21 protein-coding genes and 1 tRNA gene are annotated in these 23,605 nt (G+C 43.4%); 13 read left to right on the top strand and 9 right to left on the bottom strand.

Going from position 1 to position 23,605, the window contains the following annotated elements:
• Positions 1-11 precede the first annotated feature (11 nt).
• From IOD06_RS11960 to IOD06_RS11950, 3 genes are all read left to right on the top strand, one after another.
• A complete protein-coding gene (locus tag IOD06_RS11960; protein WP_189586377.1) occupies positions 12-785 on the top strand; it encodes an ABC transporter permease in 774 nt (257 codons plus the stop codon).
• Between the two features lie 106 nt (positions 786-891).
• On the top strand, positions 892-1,767 hold the full coding sequence (gene queF / locus IOD06_RS11955) for an NADPH-dependent 7-cyano-7-deazaguanine reductase QueF (RefSeq protein WP_194621044.1): 876 nt from the start codon (positions 892-894) through the stop codon (positions 1,765-1,767).
• A gap of 84 nt (positions 1,768-1,851) precedes the next feature.
• On the top strand, positions 1,852-2,253 hold the full coding sequence (locus tag IOD06_RS11950; protein WP_194621043.1) for a lysozyme inhibitor LprI family protein: 402 nt from the start codon (positions 1,852-1,854) through the stop codon (positions 2,251-2,253).
• Positions 2,254-2,340: 87 nt separating this feature from the next.
• Here IOD06_RS11950 and IOD06_RS11945 read toward each other — a convergent pair whose 3' ends face one another.
• Positions 2,341-4,059, bottom strand: a complete 1,719-nt coding sequence (locus IOD06_RS11945) for a proline--tRNA ligase (protein ID WP_194621042.1) — start codon at positions 4,057-4,059, stop codon at positions 2,341-2,343.
• A 614-nt stretch (positions 4,060-4,673) separates the two neighbouring features.
• On the opposite strand from IOD06_RS11945, the gene IOD06_RS11940 reads away from it, so the two are divergent.
• Together IOD06_RS11940 and IOD06_RS11935 are read left to right on the top strand one after the other, a co-directional pair.
• Positions 4,674-5,441 (top strand): DUF4230 domain-containing protein, encoded by a 768-nt coding sequence (locus IOD06_RS11940; protein ID WP_194621041.1) that lies wholly within the window; start codon positions 4,674-4,676, stop codon positions 5,439-5,441.
• A 295-nt stretch (positions 5,442-5,736) separates the two neighbouring features.
• On the top strand, positions 5,737-5,961 hold the full coding sequence (locus IOD06_RS11935) for a hypothetical protein (protein WP_194621040.1): 225 nt from the start codon (positions 5,737-5,739) through the stop codon (positions 5,959-5,961).
• 82 nt (positions 5,962-6,043) lie between these two features.
• On the opposite strand, the gene IOD06_RS11930 is transcribed toward IOD06_RS11935, so the two are convergent.
• Complete coding sequence (locus IOD06_RS11930; RefSeq protein ID WP_194621039.1) at positions 6,044-7,678, bottom strand: deoxyribodipyrimidine photo-lyase; 1,635 nt, start codon at positions 7,676-7,678, stop codon at positions 6,044-6,046.
• A gap of 171 nt (positions 7,679-7,849) precedes the next feature.
• Between IOD06_RS11930 and IOD06_RS11925 the strand changes: the two genes are divergently transcribed.
• The 8 genes from IOD06_RS11925 to IOD06_RS11890 all read left to right on the top strand — a co-directional run bounded on the left by IOD06_RS11925 (position 7,850) and on the right by IOD06_RS11890 (position 17,046).
• Entirely contained in the window at positions 7,850-8,521 is a 672-nt protein-coding gene (locus IOD06_RS11925) for a phosphoribosylanthranilate isomerase (protein WP_194621038.1), read from the top strand.
• Between the two features lie 192 nt (positions 8,522-8,713).
• Complete coding sequence (gene trpB, locus IOD06_RS11920; RefSeq protein ID WP_025652166.1) at positions 8,714-9,916, top strand: tryptophan synthase subunit beta; 1,203 nt, start codon at positions 8,714-8,716, stop codon at positions 9,914-9,916.
• Positions 9,917-10,073: 157 nt separating this feature from the next.
• Positions 10,074-10,835 (top strand): hypothetical protein, encoded by a 762-nt coding sequence (locus tag IOD06_RS11915; RefSeq protein ID WP_194621037.1) that lies wholly within the window; start codon positions 10,074-10,076, stop codon positions 10,833-10,835.
• A 53-nt stretch (positions 10,836-10,888) separates the two neighbouring features.
• Positions 10,889-11,713 carry a tryptophan synthase subunit alpha gene (trpA, locus tag IOD06_RS11910; RefSeq protein WP_194621036.1) on the top strand — a complete coding sequence of 275 codons (825 nt, stop codon included), beginning with the start codon at positions 10,889-10,891 and terminating at the stop codon, positions 11,711-11,713.
• Positions 11,714-12,180: 467 nt separating this feature from the next.
• Positions 12,181-13,143 carry an acetyl-CoA carboxylase, carboxyltransferase subunit beta gene (accD, locus tag IOD06_RS11905; protein ID WP_189586383.1) on the top strand — a complete coding sequence of 321 codons (963 nt, stop codon included), beginning with the start codon at positions 12,181-12,183 and terminating at the stop codon, positions 13,141-13,143.
• Positions 13,144-13,325: 182 nt separating this feature from the next.
• Positions 13,326-14,681: a bifunctional tetrahydrofolate synthase/dihydrofolate synthase gene (gene folC / locus IOD06_RS11900; protein WP_194621035.1), complete on the top strand. Its 1,356-nt coding sequence runs from the start codon at positions 13,326-13,328 to the stop codon at positions 14,679-14,681.
• A gap of 335 nt (positions 14,682-15,016) precedes the next feature.
• The gene (locus IOD06_RS11895; RefSeq protein WP_194621034.1) at positions 15,017-16,219 is read left to right on the top strand and encodes a LysM peptidoglycan-binding domain-containing protein; all 1,203 of its coding nucleotides are present in this window, start codon (positions 15,017-15,019) and stop codon (positions 16,217-16,219) included.
• Between the two features lie 296 nt (positions 16,220-16,515).
• On the top strand, positions 16,516-17,046 hold the full coding sequence (locus IOD06_RS11890) for a DUF2726 domain-containing protein (RefSeq protein WP_194621033.1): 531 nt from the start codon (positions 16,516-16,518) through the stop codon (positions 17,044-17,046).
• Between the two features lie 36 nt (positions 17,047-17,082).
• Here IOD06_RS11890 and IOD06_RS11885 read toward each other — a convergent pair whose 3' ends face one another.
• The 7 genes from IOD06_RS11885 to gatC form a co-directional block, all read right to left on the bottom strand.
• Entirely contained in the window at positions 17,083-18,033 is a 951-nt protein-coding gene (locus IOD06_RS11885; RefSeq protein WP_194621032.1) for a DUF1853 family protein, read from the bottom strand.
• A gap of 102 nt (positions 18,034-18,135) precedes the next feature.
• Entirely contained in the window at positions 18,136-18,315 is a 180-nt protein-coding gene (locus IOD06_RS11880; protein WP_194621031.1) for a hypothetical protein, read from the bottom strand.
• 134 nt (positions 18,316-18,449) lie between these two features.
• A complete protein-coding gene (locus IOD06_RS11875) occupies positions 18,450-19,478 on the bottom strand; it encodes a hypothetical protein (RefSeq protein ID WP_194621030.1) in 1,029 nt (342 codons plus the stop codon).
• Positions 19,479-19,677: 199 nt separating this feature from the next.
• Positions 19,678-19,754 (bottom strand) — tRNA-Pro (locus IOD06_RS11870).
• A 114-nt stretch (positions 19,755-19,868) separates the two neighbouring features.
• Positions 19,869-21,395: an Asp-tRNA(Asn)/Glu-tRNA(Gln) amidotransferase subunit GatB gene (gatB, locus tag IOD06_RS11865; RefSeq protein ID WP_189586262.1), complete on the bottom strand. Its 1,527-nt coding sequence runs from the start codon at positions 21,393-21,395 to the stop codon at positions 19,869-19,871.
• Positions 21,395-22,891 (bottom strand): Asp-tRNA(Asn)/Glu-tRNA(Gln) amidotransferase subunit GatA, encoded by a 1,497-nt coding sequence (gene gatA, locus IOD06_RS11860; protein ID WP_194621029.1) that lies wholly within the window; start codon positions 22,889-22,891, stop codon positions 21,395-21,397. The genes gatB and gatA overlap by 1 nt, the downstream gene beginning before the upstream one ends.
• Positions 22,892-22,961: 70 nt before the next feature.
• Positions 22,962-23,276 carry an Asp-tRNA(Asn)/Glu-tRNA(Gln) amidotransferase subunit GatC gene (gene gatC, locus IOD06_RS11855; RefSeq protein WP_194621028.1) on the bottom strand — a complete coding sequence of 105 codons (315 nt, stop codon included), beginning with the start codon at positions 23,274-23,276 and terminating at the stop codon, positions 22,962-22,964.
• Between the last annotated feature and the right edge of the window lie 329 nt (positions 23,277-23,605).

The raw sequence follows: 23,605 nt of genomic DNA, 5'->3' as shown, positions 1-23,605 counted from the left end.
CTAGTGACAGCATGTCATGGTCCAAAAAATGGATTGCTTTTCAGACGATTTTGCTAAAAGAAGTGCGCCGTATTTTACGTATTTGGCCACAGACTTTATTGCCACCCGTAATTACTATGACGCTATACTTCGTTATCTTCGGTAGGATGATAGGCGATAGAGTGGGTGAGATGGGCGGTGTGCCTTATATGCAATTCATCGTTCCTGGTCTTATTATGATGGCGGTGATTACCAATAGTTACTCTAATGTGGTCTCCAGCTTTTTTAGCGCCAAGTTTACTTCGAGTATTGAGGAGCTGTTGGTTTCTCCTGTCTCTAAGCACGCTATCTTGATGGGTTATGTCAGCGGTGGTATCTTCCGCGGCTTGGCCATCGCTATTATCGTCTCCATCGTCGCGCTATTTTTTACAGATCTTGGCATTGAGCATTTATTTGTGACGGTATTTACTGTGCTTGGCACTTCGATACTCTTTTCGCTTGGCGGCTTTATTAACGCCGTCTTTGCTCGCTCATTTGATGATATTTCTATTATTCCAAGCTTTGTATTAACCCCTTTAACTTTTTTGGGTGGGGTATTTTACTCAATGGAAGGGTTATCAACATTTTGGCAAACTGTCTCCTTACTCAATCCCATTGTCTATATGGTAAACTCGTTTCGCTACGGGATTTTAGGGTATTCTGATGTCAATGTCTGGTATTCAATGGCAGCGATTTTTGTATTCTGTGTGGTGTTTTATATCATCTCTTATCGTCTGCTCAGTGATGGTTCGCGTGTGCGTTTATAATGTCTATGATTTAACTTATGATGTCTATGATTTAAAAGACAGCGCATGCACTGTCTGATTAGTATTTTTAGAATCAATTTTTAACTGTTCAATATTAGGAAGACAGATGAGTATTCACGGCATCTTGGGTGAGCAAACCACCGACTATCCAACTGAGTATAGTCCAGAAACCTTGTATCCTATTGCCCGCAGTATGGGGCGCGCTGCTATTGGCTGGCAAGACGATAAGTTGATGGTTGGCGTCGATTGGTGGCAGGCATTCGAGATGTCTTGGCTTAACCAGCAAGGTATTTCACAGGTTGCCATCGCGCGCTTTAGTATACCCGCTAGTTCTCCATTTATCGTCGAGTCAAAATCACTCAAGCTATATCTAAACAGTATCAACTTTACTGAATTTACTAATTGGGTAGAAGTGCAGACGCTGATTGCCAAAGATTTATCCGCCTGCGTGCAAGCAGACGTACAAGTTGAGTTGTTTGGTCTAAATGATGACCTGAATGATAAAGCAACAGGCTTATTGATTGCTCAGCCTGAGGGTGTCTGTATCGATGATGCCTTAGCAGGTAGCAATGATAAAATCGCATTATGCGAGCATCCTGATGCATCGTTATTGAGTGAGGCCAAAGCGCATGCTAATTTTGAGATAGACAGCACTCAGCATTATAATTTTTATTCAAATCTATTGCGTAGTAATTGTCCGGTGACCAATCAGCCCGATTGGGGCACGCTTGCGGTTTCGATTATCAGTGATAAGACATTCGACGAAGCTGCAATGCTGCGTTATATTTTAAGTTTCCGTCAGCACAATGGCTTTCATGAACAGTGTGTGGAGCAAATATTCGCTGATTTGAGTCAGTACTATGAGCCAAGCGAGCTGATGGTTCGTGCGTGGTATACGCGCCGAGGCGGTATCGATATCAACCCTTGTCGCGTGAGTGATATAAGCTTATTGCCGAAGCCAAGCCGCTTAATTCGTCAGTAGACTAAGAGTGCTTGCTAATATTCATCAAATCCGTTTATATACTTATATAGGCAAATGTTATTTTGCTTTGCTTGGGAGGTCGAGATGAAAGATGCAACTGGTTTTTTGACGGCGCTAGCAGTAGCTGCTTTGTCTGTTTCTCTCATGCAATCGGCACAAGCGGAGTTTATCGAAAATCAATATAACTGTGAAGACGCTTATATGGAAGTGGCTTATGATTGTGGTAACGATGCGATTATAGTCGAAAAAAATCGTCTTAATAAAGTTTATATGAGTGCTTATCGTACTTTGAATACGACACAAAAAGAGCAGTTGGATAAAGAGCAGCGTATATGGTTAAAGGATCGTAATGATAAGTGTGACTTTGAATACGAAGGTCCAATGAATAATTCTGTGGTGTACGCCCAGATTTACGCTAATGTCTGTACTGCTAATGAGAGTCAGAAACGTAGTAAGGCGATTGCTAAAAAATATAATATCAAATAACAATTTTCATTTTTTTATAAGTAAAAAAAGCGCCTATCTCATTAATCGAGATAGGCGCTTTTTATGGCACAGTCTGTGCTAATCAGACTATTTGCCGCTTACTTTTGCTATGACTTCTTCACGGCTAAGCATTTGCTTTTCTGTTTCACGGCGATTGACGTACTCGTATTTGTCTTCAGCAAGATTGCGGTCAGAGACCACGATACGATGCGGAATACCAATCAATTCAAGATCAGCAAACTTAACGCCTGGACGCTCGTTACGATCGTCGAGCAACACATTGACACCTTGAGACTTTAGCTCTTCATACAGCGCAGTAGCGGTTTGCATGACGGTCTCTTCTTTCGACTTCATCGGTATGATAGCCACTTCGAACGGTGCAATCGAGTCAGAAACAGTCGGCGTTTTTGGCCACATGATACCGTTTTCATCGTTGTTCTGTTCGATTGCAGCGGCGATGATGCGACTAACACCAATACCATAGCAACCCATCATTAGGGTAACTGGCTTGCCATCTTCACCTGAAACCTTACAGTTCATCGCTTGTGAATACTTATCACCCAGTTGGAAGATATGACCCACTTCGATACCGCGTTTGATTTTTAGGCTACCTTTACCGTCAGGAGAAGGATCGCCCTCTTGCACATTTCGAACATCGACGATGCGGGTGAGACGGGTATCTCTTGCCCAGTTCATGCCAATAGTGTGCTTGTTAACTTCATTCGCACCAGTGACAAAGTCTGATAAGGCTGCTGCCGAGCGATCGACAAACACAGGCATATCTAAGTCAACACCGATATAACCTTTATGCAGACCAGCTGCTTTCAGTTCTTCATCAGAAGCTAGCGTCAACGGCACGTTGGCTTCTTCGATTTTTTCTGCTTTGATGGTGTTTAATTGATGATCACCGCGCAGCACAATCGCAATCAGCTGTGGCTCATCGTCTTCGGTATGACCATGGACGATTAAGGTTTTAACCGTGGTTGATAATGGGATGTCTAAGTGTTCTGCAACCATTTTACAGCTGGTCATATCTTCGGTTAAGACGTCTTCACGTGCCATCTTAGGCGGCTGACGCTCAGCAGTGCTGACAGATTCTGCTAGTTCAACGTTGGCTGCATAGTCAGATGAGTCTGAGAATGCAATATCATCTTCGCCACTGTCTGCCAAGACATGGAATTCATGCGAGGCAAAACCACCGATAGAGCCTGTGTCCGCTTGTACTGCACGGAAATCTAAGCCCAAGCGGGTAAAGATACGCGTATAAGCGTCATACATATCATGATAAGTTTTAGCCAGTGAGGCCTGATCAACATGAAATGAATAAGCATCTTTCATGGTGAACTCACGCGCACGCATCACGCCAAAACGTGGACGAATCTCATCACGAAATTTACCTTGAATCTGAAAGAAGGTAATCGGTAGCTGTTTATAACTACGTAGCTCGCCCTGAGCAAGATTGGTGATGACTTCTTCATGGGTTGGACCAAGCACAAAATCGCGATCATGGCGGTCTTTAAAGCGCAACAGCTCAAGACCGTAATCATCAAAACGTCCGGTCGTTTGCCAGAGTTCTGCTGGCTGAGTCATTGGCATGAGCACTTCTTGTGCACCGACATTTTGCATCTCTTCACGAACAATACGTTCGACTTTTTGTAAGATGCGCAGCCCCATGGGCAACCAAATATACAGTCCAGAAGCGATTTTGCGAATAAGACCGGCGCGCACCATCAACTGGCTAGAGGCGATATCAGCATCACTAGGGGTTTCTTTTAGAGTGGCAAACAAAAATTGACTGGCTTTCATAAATAAAGCGTAACCTTATCAACGATAAAAAAAATAAGAAATAGTAGGATGTTGAGCGTGTGGCTGAGAGTTTCAGAACCGCCGCAAGCTTACCTTTATTACTTGGTAATAGGCTAGGACATCGCCTAGCTAAAGGATGATTTCACAAAAAATACTTCAGTAACTACTTCCTGCATACAGCAGGGGAAGTTTTTAATTTATGCATCAATATATCGGGCTATTCAAACACCAATTTTCAGGTTAGAAGCCCGAAAAATAAATATATGCTGACATTTTTGTTCATGCAATCTGACTATGTTAGGTAAAGTTTGCCTAAGACGCAATGACTTTTTGTTTTTTCAGGCCGAACGTGACGTAAACAGGTAAATATCACCACAGTAACCCGATGATTTACTGATTTTAAAGGCATTTGTGTGGAAATGTGCGGAAAGATATCGTGCTTTACATAGAGGTATTCATTAAAAATTATGTAGAGGATTGGTAGTTATTACTTGAAGTCGTTGCTCAAAAATAGCATTTATCATTTAGGACGTGATCTTTTGTATAGTCCTAAATGTGTAGTCCTAACTGTGTGTAGTTATAAAAATAAACGATGAAACTTTAAAGGTGCTTATATGAACCGTCCTGATAATCGCTCTCCTGTTGATAACCGTTCGACTAACACACAAGCGAAAAAACCCATTGCTTTGATGTCGTGGCTGGTGTTACTTATTGGGTTGGTCGCTATCGTTTTTGCTATTTATACTGCGCAAAATATAACTGAAGAAGCGCCGATAGAGACCATCACTCGTGAGGGTGTGGTCACGAAGATTCAGCAGCTCAATCGCCTACAAACGGTCGCCTTTAGCGTAGATACTGTCATCACAAGCCAGCGTCCAGGGAGCTGGATGAAGTTATGGCAAGATGAGCAAAAGGGCTTGTTTATCGCCCGTGGTCGCGTAGAGGCAGGGATTGATCTGAGTGCATTGACGCCTGGAATGGTGCAAGTGATACCACCTACTACAGCACAAATTAATGCCACACTAGAGGAAGCGCAGGAAGGCGATAATAATACATCAGCTACTCCAGCTTCTATAATGCCGCAGATTAATATTACTTTGCCACCTTCAGAGATATTTTCAGTCTATTTGGATGATATCGAGATTTATGATTGGCAGACAGGGGCTTTTGGCATGATGCAAGTTGATCCTAAAATATTTGACCAAGCTCAAAGCATGGCAAAAAAAGAAGTGTTAGAGCGTGCCTGCCGTGGTGATGTCATGAATATGGCACTACAGAACGCCCAAACGCAGTTGCAGCAACTGTTTGCGTTGACAGGTGCAATTGTGACGGTTACCACTCAAGGGGCAGGCGCGTGTCAATTGCCAGTAAGTACGTCGTAGATTTTGAGACCTAAATGCTTATTGAGGGCTCTAGTCAAGGCATCTCTTCATTTGTAGCCCACTTAGTTGTTTCCATTCAGATTGAGGACACGCCCTAATATTTTTAGTTTAAAATTATCGATAACCACGCTATCATAGTGGTATATAATGAATTTATTCTAAAAAAAGAATAAAGTACTACTGAAATTGATTTTTCAAAGGCTACGTCTAAATGATGACAAGTCCTAGAAAAATTTATACCAGTCTTATAAATATTGATGATAAGAAAACTCATATAATATAAGAGGTGATGCATATGACAATTTTCAATAATCAACCTGCTGCTAATGATAAGCGCGATAAATCGAATAAAAACCTCAAGCTGACAGAAAGACTTCCGTTTGCGACATGGATATTGTTAATTATCAGCTTCACCTTATTAGCATTTGCTTTATATAGCATTCTAATAAAAACATTAGAGACGCCAAATAACACTCACAATGTTGATGTTCCCGAAAGCACTATGACGGAAGTTAAGTAGCGAAGCGGTTAGTCAGTCACGTGTTTTTTAGCCAATAGACCTTATTCTATGAATATTCGTCTCCCTATGATGCCGTGCTTCATTATTTTTTAAATTCAGCAATCGCCAGTTGCCGTACCGCTTTGTGTTCGACCATTGGTGCGGGGTAATCTACCTTCCCAAACATATCGTCGGTGTTGATAGCTTTACGTATTTTGTCTTCGCTATGCAAGGTGCTGGCAGGCATATCCTTTAATTCAAGTAACCATTCCTTTATAAATTCCCCATCAGGGTCATGCGTTTTGGCTTGGCTAAAGGGATTCATAATACGGAAGTAGGGCGCAGAGTCCGTACCGGTCGAAGCGCTCCACTGCCAGCCGCCATTATTTGAGGCAAAGTCGCCGTCTATCAGCTGCTGCATAAAATAACGCTCGCCCCACCGCCAATCAATCAATAAGTCTTTGGTCAAAAACATCGCGGTGACCATGCGCAAGCGATTGTGCATAAACCCTGTGGCATTTAAGCAACGCATCGCGGCATCGACTAAGGGCACACCAGTCCTGCCCGTACACCACGCATCAAAATCTTCTTGATGATACGACCAATTAATCTTAATATCAGTCTCATGTTTATAAGCCTGATGCTGAATAAGCTTTGGTTTATCCGCTAATACATGACGATAAAAGTCTCGCCACGCCAGCTCACTGATCCAGCGGTTAATATCTTCATTGTCGCCATCATTACCATGCAGTTGTTCTTGTGCTTTAGCCGCTTGCAAGTAGCAAAGTCTGGGACTGATGACCCCAATCGTCAGATACGCTGACAACTGACTGGTGGCGTGCAAGCTTGGCACATCACGGCTGACATCGTAGTTATGAATGTCATCCGCAACGAATTGATCTAAGCGGTGACAAGCCGCCACTTCTCCAGCAGGATAGGCGTCACGTGCGTTAGTAAGCTGTGCCTCACTATCAATATGACTGAGCTGGGTATTATCTGCTAATGACTGTTGGTAGTCTTCAACCACTTTTTGGCTTAACGCTTCTATCGCGTCGACAGTATTGACGGCCTGTTTTGATATTTCCAAAGTAGCCTTGTTGCTATCGATATCACTATCGATTGCTAAAGCTTTATGCATTTGTATGTTGCTAACTTCCAAGGTATGCCGCCACTTTTTATAAAATGGGGTAAATACCTGATACATACTATCGTCATTGGTGGTGATGCTTTTCGGTGGTAAAATGCATTGATCATGCCAGCGTATAAACTCGATGTCATTTTTTGCTAGCAGCTTGTTCGCTTGTGCATCGCGCTCAATCTCATTGCCCTCGTATTCATGATTGGCCATGACGCCGCTAATATTATTGGCTGCACATAAGGCGTTTAATGAATCCGCACAATCAGAGAAACTATCGCAAATCTGTACATGCAAGGTGATATTTAATTGTTTGTGCAAGTCATTTGCCAATATAGGCAAGGTACGGGCGATATGATCGAGTTGAACCAATGACATATCGTGCGTTTGCCATTGCTCAGGCGTGAGGAAAAATACAGCGCTTACTGATGCGTCATTATCATGGGCACGCTCACAAAGCGCTGCTAAAGCAGTGTTGTCATGTAGGCGTAGATCACGGCGAAACCACATCAAATAATGGGCGGGGCTAGTGCTGGTATTATCATTGTTATTGTCATCGTTGTTATCAATGGTATTGGTAGTTGCCGACGCAGTGTTAGACATTAAGTATCCTCATATTAATCAATCGCAATCATAAACAAAACTATGAATAAAAGTATGCTAGGATAAGTTTTTGGATGCAATTGATTTACTCATTGAGTAACAAATCCTCATCATTTTATGCTTAATCGCTATGACAGCCAATCACTGGCTGCTGTACTTTAAGGTCACACCATGCACGTGAAGTTTTGCGGGTTTACCGACGTAGCTGATATTCATACCGCCACCCAATTGGGTGTAGATGCGGTCGGCTTGGTATTCTATCCGCCCAGTCCGCGTGCTGTGACCATTGAACAAGCCAAAACCTTAAGCACCGCCGTTCCTGCCTTTGTCAGCGTCGTCGCCTTGGTGGTTAATATGTCACACGAAGCGCTGGTTGAACTGGCGGATAATGTCGCATTTGATATCATTCAATTCCACGGTGATGAAAGCCCTGAGCAGTGCCAACAATTGGCAAACGCGGTCAATAAACGCTGGATAAAAGCCTTACGTATCAATGCGGAGCAAGACACCCTTGCTAGCGTGAGCGCGTGTATTGATAGCTTTGCAGCGGCAGGGGCGAGTAGTATTTTGCTCGATGCCTATCATCAGCATAAATATGGCGGTACAGGTGCGCGCTTTGATTGGAGCCTTATCCCACATAATAGCTCGTTACCGATTGTCTTAGCGGGCGGTCTTGATGCCCAAAACGTCGCTGCGACGACAGCGCTACCCATTTATGCCGTTGATGTCAGCGGTGGCATCGAGGCAGCTAAAGGTAAAAAAGATGCTGCCAAAATGCGCGCCTTTATGAAAGCGGTCAAACGCGATCGATGGCAAAGCGTGACGGTCACTGACGCCATCTAAGCGATTCATAAAGCACCTTTATCCTTATTTGGTCGTTATTCCGATTTTCTGCTCAAATCTTATTTTTTCGTTCTCCACTATTTATATTAAAAAATACCACTTATTACAGTAGGAATTATCATGAGTCATGTCGCTAACAAAGATTTATCAGCCACGGCACAAGCCGTCAATACTTTTACCAATCCAACTGATGTGCAAGACTTCAATCAGTATCCCGATGCCCGTGGGCACTTTGGTGTGCATGGCGGTCGTTTTGTCTCTGAAACCTTGATGGCAGCGCTAGAAGAGCTAGAAGCGTTATATACCAAAGTCAAAGCCGATCCTGCATTTTGGGAAGAGTATCACAACGATTTGGTCAATTATGTCGGTCGTCCAACACCGCTTTATCATGCTAAGCGTCTCAGTGACGAGATTGGCGGCGCGCAAATTTACTTTAAGCGTGAAGACCTTAACCATACTGGTGCGCATAAGGTAAATAATACCATCGGACAAGCCTTGCTTGCCAAAATGAGCGGCAAGCAACGTATCATCGCTGAGACGGGCGCAGGGCAACATGGCGTAGCGACGGCGACGATTGCCGCACGTTTAGGGTTAGAATGTATCGTCTATATGGGTGCCGATGATGTCGAACGCCAAAAGATGAACGTTTACCGTATGCGTTTGCTTGGTGCGACGGTTGTGCCGGTCACTTCTGGCTCACGTACCCTTAAAGATGCGATGAACGAAGCGATGCGCGACTGGGTTACCAATGTCGATAGCACTTATTACATTATTGGTACGGTCGCTGGCCCGCATCCTTATCCGCTACTCGTGCGTGATTTCCAAGCGATTATCGGTAAAGAAGCGCGCATTCAGCATTTGCAAATGACTGGCAAATTACCAGATGCCCTAGTCGCTTGTGTCGGTGGTGGCTCAAATGCGATTGGTCTGTTCTTTGACTTCCTGAATGATACTGATGTCAAAATGTATGGCGTCGAAGCGACAGGTGATGGTATCGAAACAGGTCGTCATTCAGCGCCACTAGCAGCTGGTCGTATTGGTGTATTGCACGGCAATCGTACTTACCTAATGGCAGATGATGACGGACAGATTCAAGAGACGCATTCTATCTCTGCGGGTCTTGATTATCCAGGCGTTGGCCCTGAGCACAGCTTCTTAAAAGACATGAAGCGCGTTGAATACGTGGGCTGTACTGATAAAGAGTCGTTAGAAGGCTTTCATGAAGTCACGCGCAAAGAAGGTATTATCCCTGCGCTCGAATCTGCGCATGCCGTTGCTTATGCATTGAAGCTAGCTAAGACGATGACGCCTGATCAAACGATTATCGTCAATATGTCAGGTCGCGGTGATAAAGATTTGCATTCAGTAATGAAAGCAGAAGGGATTGAGTTGTAGTAAAAATAGAAGAGTTCAGATTATTGTACAAGAAGGTTTAGCAGCTTATTAAGTTGAATAAATTTTCTATATCTCAATACGGTAATTACTTTGCTCTATAGAGCAAAGTAATTACCAATGTTGCTGGTTATGTTTTTATTATCGATAGTATACCTTGATGAATTTGAACCGCTTAATACCGAGTAAGCCTAGCCAGTTGAGCAAGTATCCAGATCAAGCGGTGCTAACAGCGCCAGTCACAATAAGTGTGGGTGTGCCTACTGAAAGAGTCAGTTTTTGGCAGAGTTATGGTTTATTTGTAGTTGCCACTGTATGGGTAGTGATGTATGTCTTGATGGCCGTTTGGGAGTTTTCGACAAGTTATACGGTTACAACAATTGATGAAATTGTAAGAAGTATTCTTGGGCTTTGGTCTCTTTTAACTATACCCATGTTGTTTTTCGTTATGATGACGTATTGGGTGCATCGTGCCTATAACAGTTTTGTCGTTCCAAATCCATGGGTCGCAAAGCGGTTGACTTGGAAGCATGTGCCAATTATGGTTATTAAAGAAAATAGCATTATCTTTCTATCTCATTTCTTTATATTTATTGATAATCTACATCATGATCAAACAGTAAGCTTCGATGATGTTGAAAAGTTTTCTCTAAATCAAAGCAGTCATTCTGGTATTGGTTTTTCGATAATATATAAAAAAGAACATGTGGAAGCTATGAAAAATGAAGGCAGACGGATTGACGGCTTGTTAGCTCACAAAAAATTTACATTATATGAGCATTACAATATTTTGAATGGTCAACATTATATTGATCTACGTGAAATATTGAATATTATGAATACCTTTCATAAGCAAAAAGCTAATAGTATCGAATATTTATCGCAGGATAATCCTGATAATTTAATGGATATTGGCTGGTAAAAACACATTCAGATAAGCTAAAAATTTATTTAACAAAATTATAAGAGAACACTATGACCCGTATTGAAAGCACTTTTAAAACGTTAAAATCACAAAATAAAAAAGCCCTTATTCCTTATGTAATGGCAGGCGATCCCAATCCAGAGACGACAGTAGGCTTGCTTCATGACTTAGTCAAGCATGGTGCAGATATGATCGAATTGGGCTTACCATTCTCTGATCCAATGGCAGATGGCCCAGTCGTGGCCTTGGCAGGTGAGCGTGCATTAGCCGCAGGTACCAGTACGCGTGATGCATTAAAAATGGTCGCTGAGTTTCGTCAGCAAGATACGCAAACGCCAATCATTTTGATGGGTTATCTCAACCCAGTTGAAATCATTGGTTATGATAACTTTGTTGCGCTGTGTGAGCAGTCTGGCGTAGATGGTATCTTGATGGTTGATTTGCCACCAGCAGAGGCGGGTAGCTTTACCCAGCACTTAACTGACAACTCGATAAATGAGATTTTCTTACTATCCCCAACCACTTTGCCTGAGCGCCGTAAGCAAGTATTAACCCATTGTGGCGGTTATATCTATTATGTGTCATTGAAAGGCGTGACAGGTTCAGCAACGCTAGATACAGCTGCTGTGGCGACCCAAGTACAAGCCATTAAAGCCGCGACAGACCTTCCAGTATGTGTCGGGTTTGGTATCCGTGATGGGGCTTCTGCAAAAGCGATTGGTACTTATGCGGATGGTGTCATCGTTGGCAGTGCGTTGGTACAGAATTTTGCTAATATAGATGCGAGCGATGCGACGGCTGTTGCGGCTGCTCAGCAAAAGATCATGGCTAAGATGGACGAGCTACGCGGCGCGTTGGATAGCTTGAGCGCTTAGATCTATATGGTCATTGCCTTATATGGCGATCGCCTATAGAAATCATCGGTAGCGCAGAATGGGTCGCGTTTGCTGATGGCAGGCGACTCACTGGCATTCATCATCGACATTATATAAGTTCCACTGTATGAACCTGAGAAATAGTCCATAGCGTAGCCACGTTGATTTACGGCTTATAAAGACTTAATATTTATAAGTACTTAGTATTTATAAACACAAGATCAAATGACTTTGCTAAATTTAGTTTACGAGTGTAAACTAATATAATTATGATAGTGGTTTTTAAAATAGCATTTGTTGATAATCCTATCGCTGATCTTTATCCATAAGTACGATAGACTGTGATATGGATATGTAAACGTGTCCCATAACTGCTCATGTTATGCTGGTATTTGACACTTTGTTTAGACAACCATTAAACTCTCAAGGACAAGGGAATGAGCCAACTTGTCGATAAGCCTTTGATGATGGCAAATAATATGACTGATACAATAACAAAACCTGATATGACTAATCCTAATAATACTGAAAAAAACAACGTCGAGCCGAACGGCAACACCGCTGGGCAATCGTGGTTTAATCGCTCAGTACCAGGTATCAAGCAGCAATTGACAGCGCCTTTGACAGCAGTAGAGACTGAACCGTCAACCAAGTGCAGTAATTGCCATTCGATGATTACCAACACTGCGCTTATTTTTAACTGCTATGTATGCCCGCATTGCGATCATCATTTACCGATGAGTGCTCGCGAGCGTCTGCATTGGATATTGGATCAAGTAGATGGTGAGCTTGGGCAAGAATTTACGGCAAAAGATCCGCTAAGATTCGTCGATAGTAAGCCATATCCAAAGCGTATGAGTGAAGCACAAGAAAAAACGGGCGAATCTGAAGCGCTGATTGTCATGTATGGTAAGCTGCGCAATCTTGACGTCGTCGCTTGTGCTTTTGATTTCCGCTTTATGGGCGGCTCGATGGGGTCAGTCGTCGGCGATCGATTTGTCCAAGCGGCTGAAAAAGCGCTTGAAGATAAAGTACCTCTAGTTTGCTTTGCAGCCTCAGGCGGTGCGCGTATGCAAGAGGGGCTGTTGTCTTTGATGCAGATGGCTCGTACCGCAGCGGCAATTGAACGCTTAAGAATTGCTGGCGTGCCGTATATCGTCGTGTTGACCAATCCTGTTTATGGCGGTGTGACTGCATCGCTCGCTATGCTCGGTGATATCCATCTGGCAGAACCAAAAGCCATGATTGGCTTTGCTGGCAAGCGTGTGATTGAGCAAACCGTCCGTGAGACATTAGAAGAACCATTCCAGCGTGCCGAGTTCTTGTTAGAGCATGGCGTGGTCGATGAAGTGGTACATCGTCATCAGCTTATCGATACCATTTATCGCTTGCTGGCGAAGTTATGTGGCGTTCCTAATGTCAATGCTTAGCACCAAATAAACAGCGGATTAAGTTTATAAGTTTTATAACTGCTTAGCAGCGTGTTAATATCTCTAAAATATGCAAAACTCCTTAATAGCATTTATCGTCATATAACGGTAAATGCTATTTTTGGTTTTAGTTAGCAGATACACGGTTTTTATTTTCATAAAATTATATATAGGTTTGCGCCATGTCTGATTCTCAAGCTTCTAATCCCGCTAGCCCCAATGATAAAGCCGATTTAACGGAATGGCTTGATTATATGCAGCAGATACACGTCTCAGCGATAGATATGGGCTTGTCGCGCGTGTTGCCAGTCGCTGAAGCACTGGGTGTGGTACAGTCAGCGAAAGATGATGCTTATGTATTTACCGTGGCAGGCACCAATGGTAAAGGCTCAACGACGGCAGTGATTGCACAGATGTGCCAAGCAGCAGGTTATAAAACTGCTCTCTATCAATCACCGCATCTCAGCGCCTTTAACGAGCGGGTACGCATTAATGGCGAAATGGTCAGCGATGAGACATTAATCAACGCTTTTAACAAAGTAGAAGCAGCACGGTTACAGTGCGCTTTGACGTTGTCGTTTTTTGAGATGACGACATTGGCTGCTTTATTGATATTTGCCGAAGCCGATTGTGATGTATGGGTATTAGAAGTGGGACTCGGTGGGCGCTTAGATGTCGTCAATATTATCGACCCTGACATGGCGGTGATTACCAATATTGGTATCGATCATGTCGATTGGCTCGGTGACAATGTCGAAGATATTGGTCGCGAAAAAGCAGGAATCTTACGCAATGGTATTCCCCTAATTTATGGCGCTACCGATATGCCAACCAGTGTGCAACAGGCTATCGATAAGAATCAAGCAACTTGTTATCAAGTAGGGCAAGATTTTCATTATCGCGAGATTGATGCAATTACTTGGCAATATAGTAATGCTGCTGTTACTCTACAATTGCCACGACCAGCACTGTCATTGACCAATACTGCCAATGCCTTATCAGCAGTGTTAGCCAGTTCATTAGAAATCGATATTGCTGCTATTGAGCAGGCGCTACAGACCGTTAAATTGGCAGGTCGCTTTGATTATAGAGGGTTAGAGAATCGGCACTGGCTATTTGATGTGGCACATAACGAGCAAGGGGTTGAGTTTTTATTAGCGCAATTATCACCGCTCTGGCAGCAGCATGTGGCGAAGCAAAATAATGATGAACAAACTGATAGCACACCTGCAACCATTAAAATGCTATTTTCCATGTTGGCGGATAAAGATATCGACAAGGTCGTGCAGCGTTTGACCGAATCAGGCTTGCCGATTAGTGATTGGTTCATCGCTGAAATTGATTATCCACGCGCGGCAAGTACTCAGCAGTTGCAAAATATCTTAAGTAACTATGTGGATAGTACGCAAATACATGAGTTTAAACGTTTATCAGAAGCGACGCAGGCCGTTATCAATGGCAGTCAACCACAAGATCTCATTGTCGTTTGTGGCTCCTTTCATACTATTGGTGAGGCATTGGCAGCACTTGAAAAATGAGAAATTAAGTGAAAATATGACGGGTTTAATGTTAATCTTAACAGCAGCGTGAGAGCAGACAGCATAAAAAATATACTTTATAATCAAAGAGCTTTTGCAAACAAAGAGGCTTTTTATAAGGTATTTTATAGAGTGCTTTATAAAAAGTACTTTCATAAAGAATAGCTTTCATAAAAAAGTGCTGTTATAAATATGACATAATCTTTGAGAGAGGATGGCAGTAACTGGCGGCAGTGGCTATTTATCAAGACGACTGGTAGGATATTATCTGATAGGGTTTTAACAATAACCGCGCTGACCAATCAACCTTATTACCAACTAAGAGACGTAAACGGATGAACTTTTCGAGACAAGCCTTATTGGGCATTGGGATGATTATCGGCGGTAGCGTAATGCTATATGCCATGGTGCAACAAATTGGTGATGGTAATACATCCGAGCCAGCGACGGCAATGGTCGATAAGCCAAGTGCCGAGCAAGAGGCGCCGCAGCCACTGACCACTGACATCGACACTGAAAAGCGTATCCTGGCGCAAAAGCAAAAAGAACGTGCTGCGCGGGTAGCTGAGCAAGAAAAACGGGCGCAACAGTTTTTGACGGAGCAAGAGACTGCGGAGGCGCAAGCCTTGGCAAAATCGCGTGCGGAAAATCAGCAGTATATAGCCAATAGTGCACCAACTGCCGACGATGACGACAGTTCAGAAGCTGCTCAAAATGTGGTTCAAACATCAAGCGCACAGCCTAGTACTAATGATGAAGCAACTGCCGCGGCGACCAACACGAGCGATAGCGATAAGCAAAAGGCCGCTCAAGCCCAGCAACAAGAAGCCAAAAAACAGGCCGTACTAAAAGAACAAGCTGCCGCCAAAAAAGAAGCGGAAGCCAAGCGCCAAGCGGAAGCGAAAAAGCAAGCTGATGCTCAGACCATGGCTGAGAAAAAGAAACAAGCAGTGGAACAAGCAGCAGAAGCCGCCAAAAATGAGCCACCAAAATCGCCTTCTGACTATCAAGTAAAAAGAGGTGATGGGCTGATAAAACTGGCGCGGCAATACAACATGCCCGTAGAAGTATTGGCACAAGCGAATAACCTTTCGCCATCGACATCGCTACAACTGGGTCAGAGTATTACCATTCCATCGCGCAAGCAGGTGGATCGTTTAGCACGTGAAGCAGTAGCAGCTGAACAGGCTCGTGAAGAAAAACGCAAAAAAGAAGATGCGCTCGCAAAAAAATCGACTGATGCCAAACGCGACGCTCAGCAAAAACTCAGTGAAGCCCGTAAAGAAGTCAAAGAAACCGATGCCAAAGGCAGCTTTGGGGTGCAGGTTGCCTTGGCGAATGACCAAGCCAAAGCCGATGAATTGGCCAAAAAATTCAAATCAGCAGGTTATCAAGTGAAGACCAGTGCTACCAGTCGCGGCGTCCGAGTCGTCGTCGGTCCTGAGCGTGGCAAAGTCGCGGCCTTGGCATTAAAAGACAAAATCAATAGCGATCCCAAAGTAAATACGACGAGCGCTTGGGTGCTTTATTGGCGTTAAGATAGAGGCTCGTCTACTATCATTAAATGATTACATCTGAATAGAAGAGACATTTTTCAAGATATTGGTTGGGTCTTTATTCGCTTTCTATCAAAACACGACATATGCTGTCGTGTTTTTTTGCTTTATAGATTGCCGAGTGGCGCATCCTTAGTTAAGATGAGCGCCATTTTTATTATCTCTTTTTGTATAACCTGTCAGCCTATAAAGGTTGCCCTGCTGTGATCGGCCCGTCATGGATTCAGTGCGAATGATGACACTCAGCCAATCACTTTCATATTGTATAAGGTAAAACCATGTCATTTGGCGTTATATTTTTAATATTGGCTGTTGGGTTTTTAGGGCTGATTACCGTACCAAAGCTATTGAAAAAACCCCCAGTCGTTGAGCCTGATCCAAAGCCAGTACGCGGCGATGAGCTGGCTATTTGGCCATTTGCACCGATGCCCATCATGACCGATACCGAGGTAATATTTTTTAATAAGTTAAAAAATGCATTGCCGGAATATCATATATTTGTCCAAGTTCAGCTGTCACGCATCATCGAAGCCAATAGTGATGAGACCTCTGAGCGTAGCTTTTGGTTCAATCGTATCTGCCGTCAAAGCGTGGATTATGTGATCGTGGATGTCGATGCTCAGACTACATTAGTCGCTATAGAGCTTGATGATTGGACGCATAGTAGCAAAGCACGTCAAAAAGCAGACGATAAAAAAGACAAAGCTCTAGCCAGTGCAGGTATTGCCATGGTTCGCTTTCACGCTGAGCGCATGCCCAGTGCTGATATGCTCAGATATGAGCTGATGCAGGTGATTGAGAGTTATTGAGCGTTAGTAGATAAAACCTTTAGGAATAATGCTTAATCAGTTGCTTTTCTCATCATGCTGTTTCGGGTAAATGACGATGGGTCTATCACCCTCAAAGTATAATCCTGTTTTTAAGATACCGTTTTCAGAATGGATAAGTGCCGACGGACGTTCATCATAAAAGTCGCGTTTGCTAAACCATTCAATATAATGAGCAGCGCGCAAGGCTCTGATATCAAGCATCGCGAGAGTGCTCGTGTCGTACTTATCGCACCATTCGTGCATGGGAAAGCTCGGTGCTAGCCAAGCAGGGTAGCTAAAGTTACTGGTATCCATTGGTAAAAAGAATCGTCCTTTTATAATGCCATAACGTTTATCAATTTTAACTTGCCCATGATTTTCTGTATCTACCCACACCGCCCGAAACTGCTTGGTCTGCATATGTGTCATCTTGCGCTGCAAATTGTCATTGGCATTAATCCCAACCCAATTAACAGGTTCAAACGGTGCTGACCCCATAAAAAACTTGATGGCCAGCTCCCAATGCTCAACCAGCTTGTCTCGATGGTTATACAAAATTAGATCTATTTCGCCAGTCGTTTGCTTGCCGTTAAATAACTGTACGTTATTAGCGAGCGTCTCGTACGGATGCAGCTTGCGCGCAAACCCATCCTCTAACCAAAATGACAGTAACCCTTCAAAGTGAAATCCTAATCGATTGGGACTTGGGCGCTTGAGTAAATAACGCGTCAGATCTTGATAGGTGGCAGTGGTGTCTAGCTCTGTTAATCGTTGCTCGTACGCCTCAAACTGTGCTTGCCAAAAGCTAACGCTATGAACTGAAATAGCATGTGTATTTTCATGCGGTGCAAAGTCTATCCACTGTGTTAAGACGTTAGGACAAGCAAGCGCATACGCCAAATCACGCACATAAGGTCGGCGGTAACGCTCCCAAGAGGCATCAGCTATCAGGCGGGTAGAGGTGGGCTGAGCGATAGGCTCTGACATAAGGTGAACCAGTGTAAAGGTGTAGCATTTACCCTAACGGCTCGCTCTATAAAAGTCTATAGGACACGAGTATCGGCTAGGGTAGTGCTCAGTTTTTTTACTTTAAAACATGATGTTAATGTGATGGATATGAATACTGATATCAGGTGGTGATAGCAAGTAAGGTAATAGAATACTGAGTACCATTTTTAATATTGGCAGTAGCCATTTTGATAAGTTGCTGGGCGCGTTATGCGGTGGTTTTTTCTCTAGATTAGGCGGGGTATAGTCTTGCTGAGTCATTATCTAGCTCCATGTTATGTCGTTACACTACGATGTGTGACGTTTCATGGATTTATTCTATGAAATAGAGTCGATTAAGAAAATTCCCTTAACCTACGTTTATATAGGTTAAGCTAGGTTGAAGTACATTTAAGCTATGATTGCGGTCTGCCTGCTTCACTAGCATAATCAGGAGCTATATCTCTAATCCAAGGTTTAAGGCTTCTTGCTTGATCTGGTAGTTCATTGCTAAATCCTAACTTATGTAATTTAGCCCATACGATGTTAGTCATATCACTCATTCTTACTTCTTGACCTTTATCTGCTTGCCATTCTTTTTCAGCGATATGTCTAGCAATATGCTGAGCCAGTGCTTTGCCTTGACTTAATCCTTTTCTACCTAGAGTAATGGGACTGAAGTTAGTTTGAATATTTTCTGTTATATCATTACCTAGTATAAGTTGTTCAAGCTTAACTAAATCATCATCAAGTATTATCAAATCGTCCAAAGTTATTTCGAAATAAGGCTCTATAATTAATAATTTGTTCTCCTCTTTGTGTACGCAAAAGTAGTCAATTATTTTCAAGGAACATTTTTCAATAGCATTATTCAAAGCTGCATCTAGTTCTTCTTCCAAATCATAATAAATTTCAATTTTCGGATAATGTGCCAGCGTAAAACCCACGCTATTGTTGAACTTATTCAATAAGTAAGGCTTTATAAACTCTAGATTATTCGATTCTGCCTTTAAATTATCTATCGGCAATAACCCTTCAAATAAATCTCCTTCTCCAATATTTTGAGTATCTATTTTATGTATTAAAGGTAGTGTTTCAATCGCTTCATTCTTTATTTGAAGAAAAGCACCTCTATCATTTAGTAATTCTGACAACATATCATCAATTACGCCATTTATTTTCTTATTGTATTCTCTCCGTTCTAGCTTTTCAGCTTCACTCATATCTGAGTATTTTTGATTTTCTTTTGATAAAAATGATTCAAATACATAGTCTCCATCAATACTAAAGTTTTTTCCATATATAAATAAACGTACTTTATATTCAATTGCTTTTTTAAGTAGCTTAATAGGAGTAGTATTTTGAGTGGCATGCTTAACATTCAAAAAATCAGAAGCTTCTTGAAGTTTATAATAGCTAAATTGTCCAATATTTAGGTTGAACACAATTCATATCCTTAAATAAAAATAATTACAAGTAAATACCAATTTAAAGCCATATTACAGCTGATTTTCAGCAACTGATTGTACCTTGCAAGGCTATTATTTATTCATTCAAGACATCATACAATTACCAATCAAATTTAGCACAAAAAAAAGCCAACCATTGAAAACAATGATTGGCTTTTCTCTTTACTACTATGTTTGGTCGGAACGGCAGGATTTGAACCTGCGACCACTACACCCCCAGTGTAGTGCGCTACCAGACTGCGCTACGCCCCGAATGACTGACTATTTTACGCAAAATTAGGCATATTGCAAGGGCTATTTATTTTAGCCAAAATCTATAACCTTAATTTACGTATCACAGTCAGCATAACCAATCAGCAATTAACCTTAACCCAGTAGCTCTTTTAGAATTTGGTTGACTTGCTGCGGGTTGGCACTACCGCGACTGGCTTTCATGACTTGACCGACCAGACCGTTAAAGGCTTTTTCTTTACCGCCACGATACTCATCCACCATCGCTTCGTTTTTAGCAATGACTTCTTCAACGATGGCTTTGATAGCGCCCGTATCGGTTTCTTGCTTGAGACCTTTTTCTTCGATGATTTTGTCAGCGGCATCATCAGCATCACCGCCCGCGCGTTCATACAGGGCACTAAAGACTTTCTTAGCCAACTTGCCAGATAGGGTATCGTCTTTGATACGCGCTAGCATGCCAGCCAATTGCTTGGCGCTGATAGGGGAGTCGATGATATCTTTGTCATCTTTGTTCAGTGCGCCGAGTAGATCGCCCATGACCCAGTTGCCTGCCATTTTGGCATCTGATTGTCCTACTTCAGCGACGACTGCTTCGAAGTAATCGGCAATTTGACGGCTACCAGTTAAGATACGAGCGTCATACTCTGACAGACCAAGTGCTTCTTCAAAGCGAGCACGACGAGCCACTGGTAGCTCAGGCATCGCCGCTTTGATCGCATCAACCGTATGCTGCTCGATGCGGACAGGCAGTAGGTCAGGATCAGGGAAGTAGCGATAGTCGTTGGCGTCTTCTTTGGTACGCATCGTACGAGTTTCGTCGCGCTCTGGGTCATATAGCATCGTCGCTTGCACGACTTTACCGCCGTCTTCAACGATGTCGATTTGACGCTCGATTTCACGATTGATGGCGCGTTCGATAAAGCGGAACGAGTTTAAGTTCTTTAGCTCAGTACGCGTGCCCAATTCTGCACCCGGCTTACGCACAGAAACGTTACAGTCGCAGCGGAACGAGCCTTCTGCCATGACCGCATCTGAGATACCCAACCACGTGACCAGCTGATGAATGGCTTTAATATAGGCCAGTGCTTCGTGAGCAGAGCGCATATCAGGCTCAGAGACGATTTCGATTAATGGTGTACCAGCACGGTTGAGATCGACACCAGTCATACCATCGACAGCATCATGGACAGATTTACCAGCGTCTTCTTCTAAATGCGCGCGGGTGATACCCATACGTTTCGGATATTCGTTCTTTTCGCCTTCATTAACCACGACATCGATATACCCTTCGCCAACGATCGGGTTGGCCATCTGAGTAATTTGATAGCCTTTAGGCAAATCAGGATAAAAGTAGTTTTTACGGTCAAAGGTATTAAATAGACCCAGCTCAGCATTGACGCCAATGCCGAATTTTAGCGCACGATCGACTACGCCAGCATTTAGCACTGGCAAGACACCAGGCAGACCCAAATCTACAATACTGGCTTGTGTGTTTGGCTCGTGACCGAAGTCAGTGGGCGCACTTGAGAAAATCTTACTTTCCGTATTTAGCTGGCAGTGAATCTCGATACCGATGACGACTTCGTAACCATCAACGAACAGCTCTTTACGAACAGCGTGCTCGCGAACGGCATTGTTATCAGTAGTTGCTGTGTTCATTATACCGTCTCCTTTGCGATGGCAGAGTGCTGTAGATGATGATCTGTATGCTGCTGGAATAGATGCGCAGTCGTGAGCAGTTGACTCTCTTGCCAATGCTTACCGATTAATTGTAAGCCAATTGGTAGACCGTCTGAGGTCAAACCGACTGGTTGGCTGAGCGCAGGCAGACCGGCTAAGTTAACACCGATGGTATAAACATCGCCCAAATACATGGTAGCAGGATCGAGGTCTTCAGCAAGCTTGTAAGCAGCCGTTGGTGCCGTTGGGCTGGCGATGACATCACAGTTGGCAAAAGCGCCTTCGAAATCTTTAACGATTAAGCGGCGTATTTTTTGTGCTTTAGTATAATAAGCATCGAAATAACCAGCAGATAATGCGTAAGTGCCCGTCAAGATACGGCGCTGTACTTCAGGACCAAAACCTTCAGAACGTGAGCGCGTATATAGATCGATAAGATCGGTTGGGTTTTCACAGCGATAGCCAAAGCGCACGCCATCGAAGCGTGACAGGTTAGATGATGCTTCGGCAGGAGCCAGCATGTAGTAAGTCGCCAGCGTGATTTCAGGATCAGTAATGTTCACTTCTACGATGGTTGCGCCCAACTCTTCGTATTTTGTCAAAGCAGCACGTACGGCTGTTTCTACTTCAGCATCAAGCCCTTTAGTGAAGTATTCTTTAGCGACACCGATACGTAGACCAGCAAAGGGTTTATCACCAGCGGCTGCTTCTGCATCGTTGAGGTCTTGTACGTAGTCAGGCATGTCATACTTGATAGACGTTGCATCGCGTGGATCGTGCCCGATCATTGGTTGCAATAGATAAGCGCAATCTTTGGCACTACGACCCATACTACCAGCTTGATCCAGACTTGAGGCATAGGCAATCATACCGAAGCGAGAGACGCGACCATAAGTGGGCTTGATACCAGTTAGACCACAAAATGACGCAGGCTGACGAATAGAGCCGCCGGTGTCACTACCGGTTGCGACTGGCACAAAACCTGCGGCAACCGCGGCAGCACTGCCACCTGATGAACCACCAGGGACGCGCTCTAGATTCCAAGGGTTTTGCACCGTACCGTAGTATGAGCTGCTATTGTCTGAGCCCATCGCAAACTCATCCATGTTGAGCTTACCTAAGCTAATCATGCCTGCTTTGTCGATGTTTGACACGATAGTAGCATTATAAGGTGACACAAAGTTATGTAGCATCTTTGAGCCACAAGTCGTCAGTACGCCTTGGGTACAAAAAATATCTTTGTGCGCCATCGGTACACCAAGTAATGGGCGTTGATCGCCTTGCGCCCGCATCTCGTCCGCTGCTTGCGCTTGTGCGCGTGCTGTCTCAGAGGTATGAGTGATAAAGCTATTAATCTTGCTGTCTAGCGCATCGATACGCTTGATATAGTGTTCTGTCAGCTCAAGGCTACTAAATTGTTTGTCTTGTAAGCCAGTAATCAACTGCTGAGTACTTAATAAATGAAGTTCAGACATAGGGTGTCGTCCGTCAAAATGTTAATAGCATAAAATAAAATGAGATAAAGGCAGAAATAGAGCCGACCAATTATTCAATCACTTGTGGTACCAGATACAAACCGTCTTCAACTGCTGGCGCAACCGATTGGTTGCGCGCGCGGTTGATATCGTGTTTGGCGACGTCGGCACGCAAGTCTTGGCAAGCCTCATGGATATTCGATAGTGGTTTAACATCAGTCGTGTCCACATTACCAAGCGTATGCATCAGTTTTAATACTTTGCTGATTTCGTTGGCATAGCTGTTGGCGGTCGTTTCATCGACACCCAAGCGCGCAAGGCTGGCAACTTCTAGGATTTCTTCACGGCTGACATTGCTGTCAGACGTTGCTGGTTGCTGTGACATAGTTTCTCCAGTGAAGGACAGTTTTCGTTAGAGTAAGTAGGTTTAAAAATAGCGCTTAAAACAAATACTTAAAAAGCCGCTGTTAAAACCAGTTATTAAAATTAAATCGCTGTTAAAAGCAACCACTATAATTGGCTACTAAAATAAAAGTGAGATAGCATAGGCTTATTATAAAGCATCTGACCCAAGTTTACAGAGCCTGACGCTTGATTGCTGCACAATCTCAACCAAGCCACCATGATTCACAAAGATTTGCAAAATTGACCGCATGATTCTCAATTGCTTACCCATTACGTTCTGAAATACGTTACAGTATGCACCTGTGATGC

Origin of the sequence: Psychrobacter sp. N25K4-3-2 (assembly GCF_015351755.1) — a bacterium.
GTDB lineage: Bacteria > Pseudomonadota > Gammaproteobacteria > Pseudomonadales > Moraxellaceae > Psychrobacter > Psychrobacter glaciei.
The sequence above is the reverse complement of the archived record's forward strand: the minus strand, read 5'-3'. Positions and strand labels throughout refer to the sequence as shown.

Bases quoted from the DNA above. Each gene is read 5' to 3' on its own strand.
- IOD06_RS11885 (WP_194621032.1), bottom strand. From the start codon at position 18,033: ATGTCAGAGCCTATCGCTCAGCCCACCTCTACCCGCCTGATAGCTGAT.
- IOD06_RS11950 (WP_194621043.1), top strand. From the start codon at position 1,852: ATGAAAGATGCAACTGGTTTTTTGACGGCGCTAGCAGTAGCTGCTTTG.
- IOD06_RS11945 (WP_194621042.1), bottom strand. From the start codon at position 4,059: ATGAAAGCCAGTCAATTTTTGTTTGCCACTCTAAAAGAAACCCCTAGT.
- accD (WP_189586383.1), top strand. From the start codon at position 12,181: ATGGCAAATAATATGACTGATACAATAACAAAACCTGATATGACTAAT.
- gatB (WP_189586262.1), bottom strand. From the start codon at position 21,395: ATGAACACAGCAACTACTGATAACAATGCCGTTCGCGAGCACGCTGTT.
- IOD06_RS11930 (WP_194621039.1), bottom strand. From the start codon at position 7,678: ATGTCTAACACTGCGTCGGCAACTACCAATACCATTGATAACAACGAT.
- folC (WP_194621035.1), top strand. From the start codon at position 13,326: ATGTCTGATTCTCAAGCTTCTAATCCCGCTAGCCCCAATGATAAAGCC.
- IOD06_RS11915 (WP_194621037.1), top strand. From the start codon at position 10,074: ATGAATTTGAACCGCTTAATACCGAGTAAGCCTAGCCAGTTGAGCAAG.
- IOD06_RS11880 (WP_194621031.1), bottom strand. From the start codon at position 18,315: ATGACTCAGCAAGACTATACCCCGCCTAATCTAGAGAAAAAACCACCG.
- IOD06_RS11935 (WP_194621040.1), top strand. From the start codon at position 5,737: ATGACAATTTTCAATAATCAACCTGCTGCTAATGATAAGCGCGATAAA.
- IOD06_RS11940 (WP_194621041.1), top strand. From the start codon at position 4,674: ATGAACCGTCCTGATAATCGCTCTCCTGTTGATAACCGTTCGACTAAC.
- trpA (WP_194621036.1), top strand. From the start codon at position 10,889: ATGACCCGTATTGAAAGCACTTTTAAAACGTTAAAATCACAAAATAAA.
- gatA (WP_194621029.1), bottom strand. From the start codon at position 22,891: ATGTCTGAACTTCATTTATTAAGTACTCAGCAGTTGATTACTGGCTTA.
- IOD06_RS11925 (WP_194621038.1), top strand. From the start codon at position 7,850: ATGCACGTGAAGTTTTGCGGGTTTACCGACGTAGCTGATATTCATACC.
- IOD06_RS11890 (WP_194621033.1), top strand. From the start codon at position 16,516: ATGTCATTTGGCGTTATATTTTTAATATTGGCTGTTGGGTTTTTAGGG.
- IOD06_RS11960 (WP_189586377.1), top strand. From the start codon at position 12: ATGTCATGGTCCAAAAAATGGATTGCTTTTCAGACGATTTTGCTAAAA.
- gatC (WP_194621028.1), bottom strand. From the start codon at position 23,276: ATGTCACAGCAACCAGCAACGTCTGACAGCAATGTCAGCCGTGAAGAA.
- IOD06_RS11895 (WP_194621034.1), top strand. From the start codon at position 15,017: ATGAACTTTTCGAGACAAGCCTTATTGGGCATTGGGATGATTATCGGC.
- queF (WP_194621044.1), top strand. From the start codon at position 892: ATGAGTATTCACGGCATCTTGGGTGAGCAAACCACCGACTATCCAACT.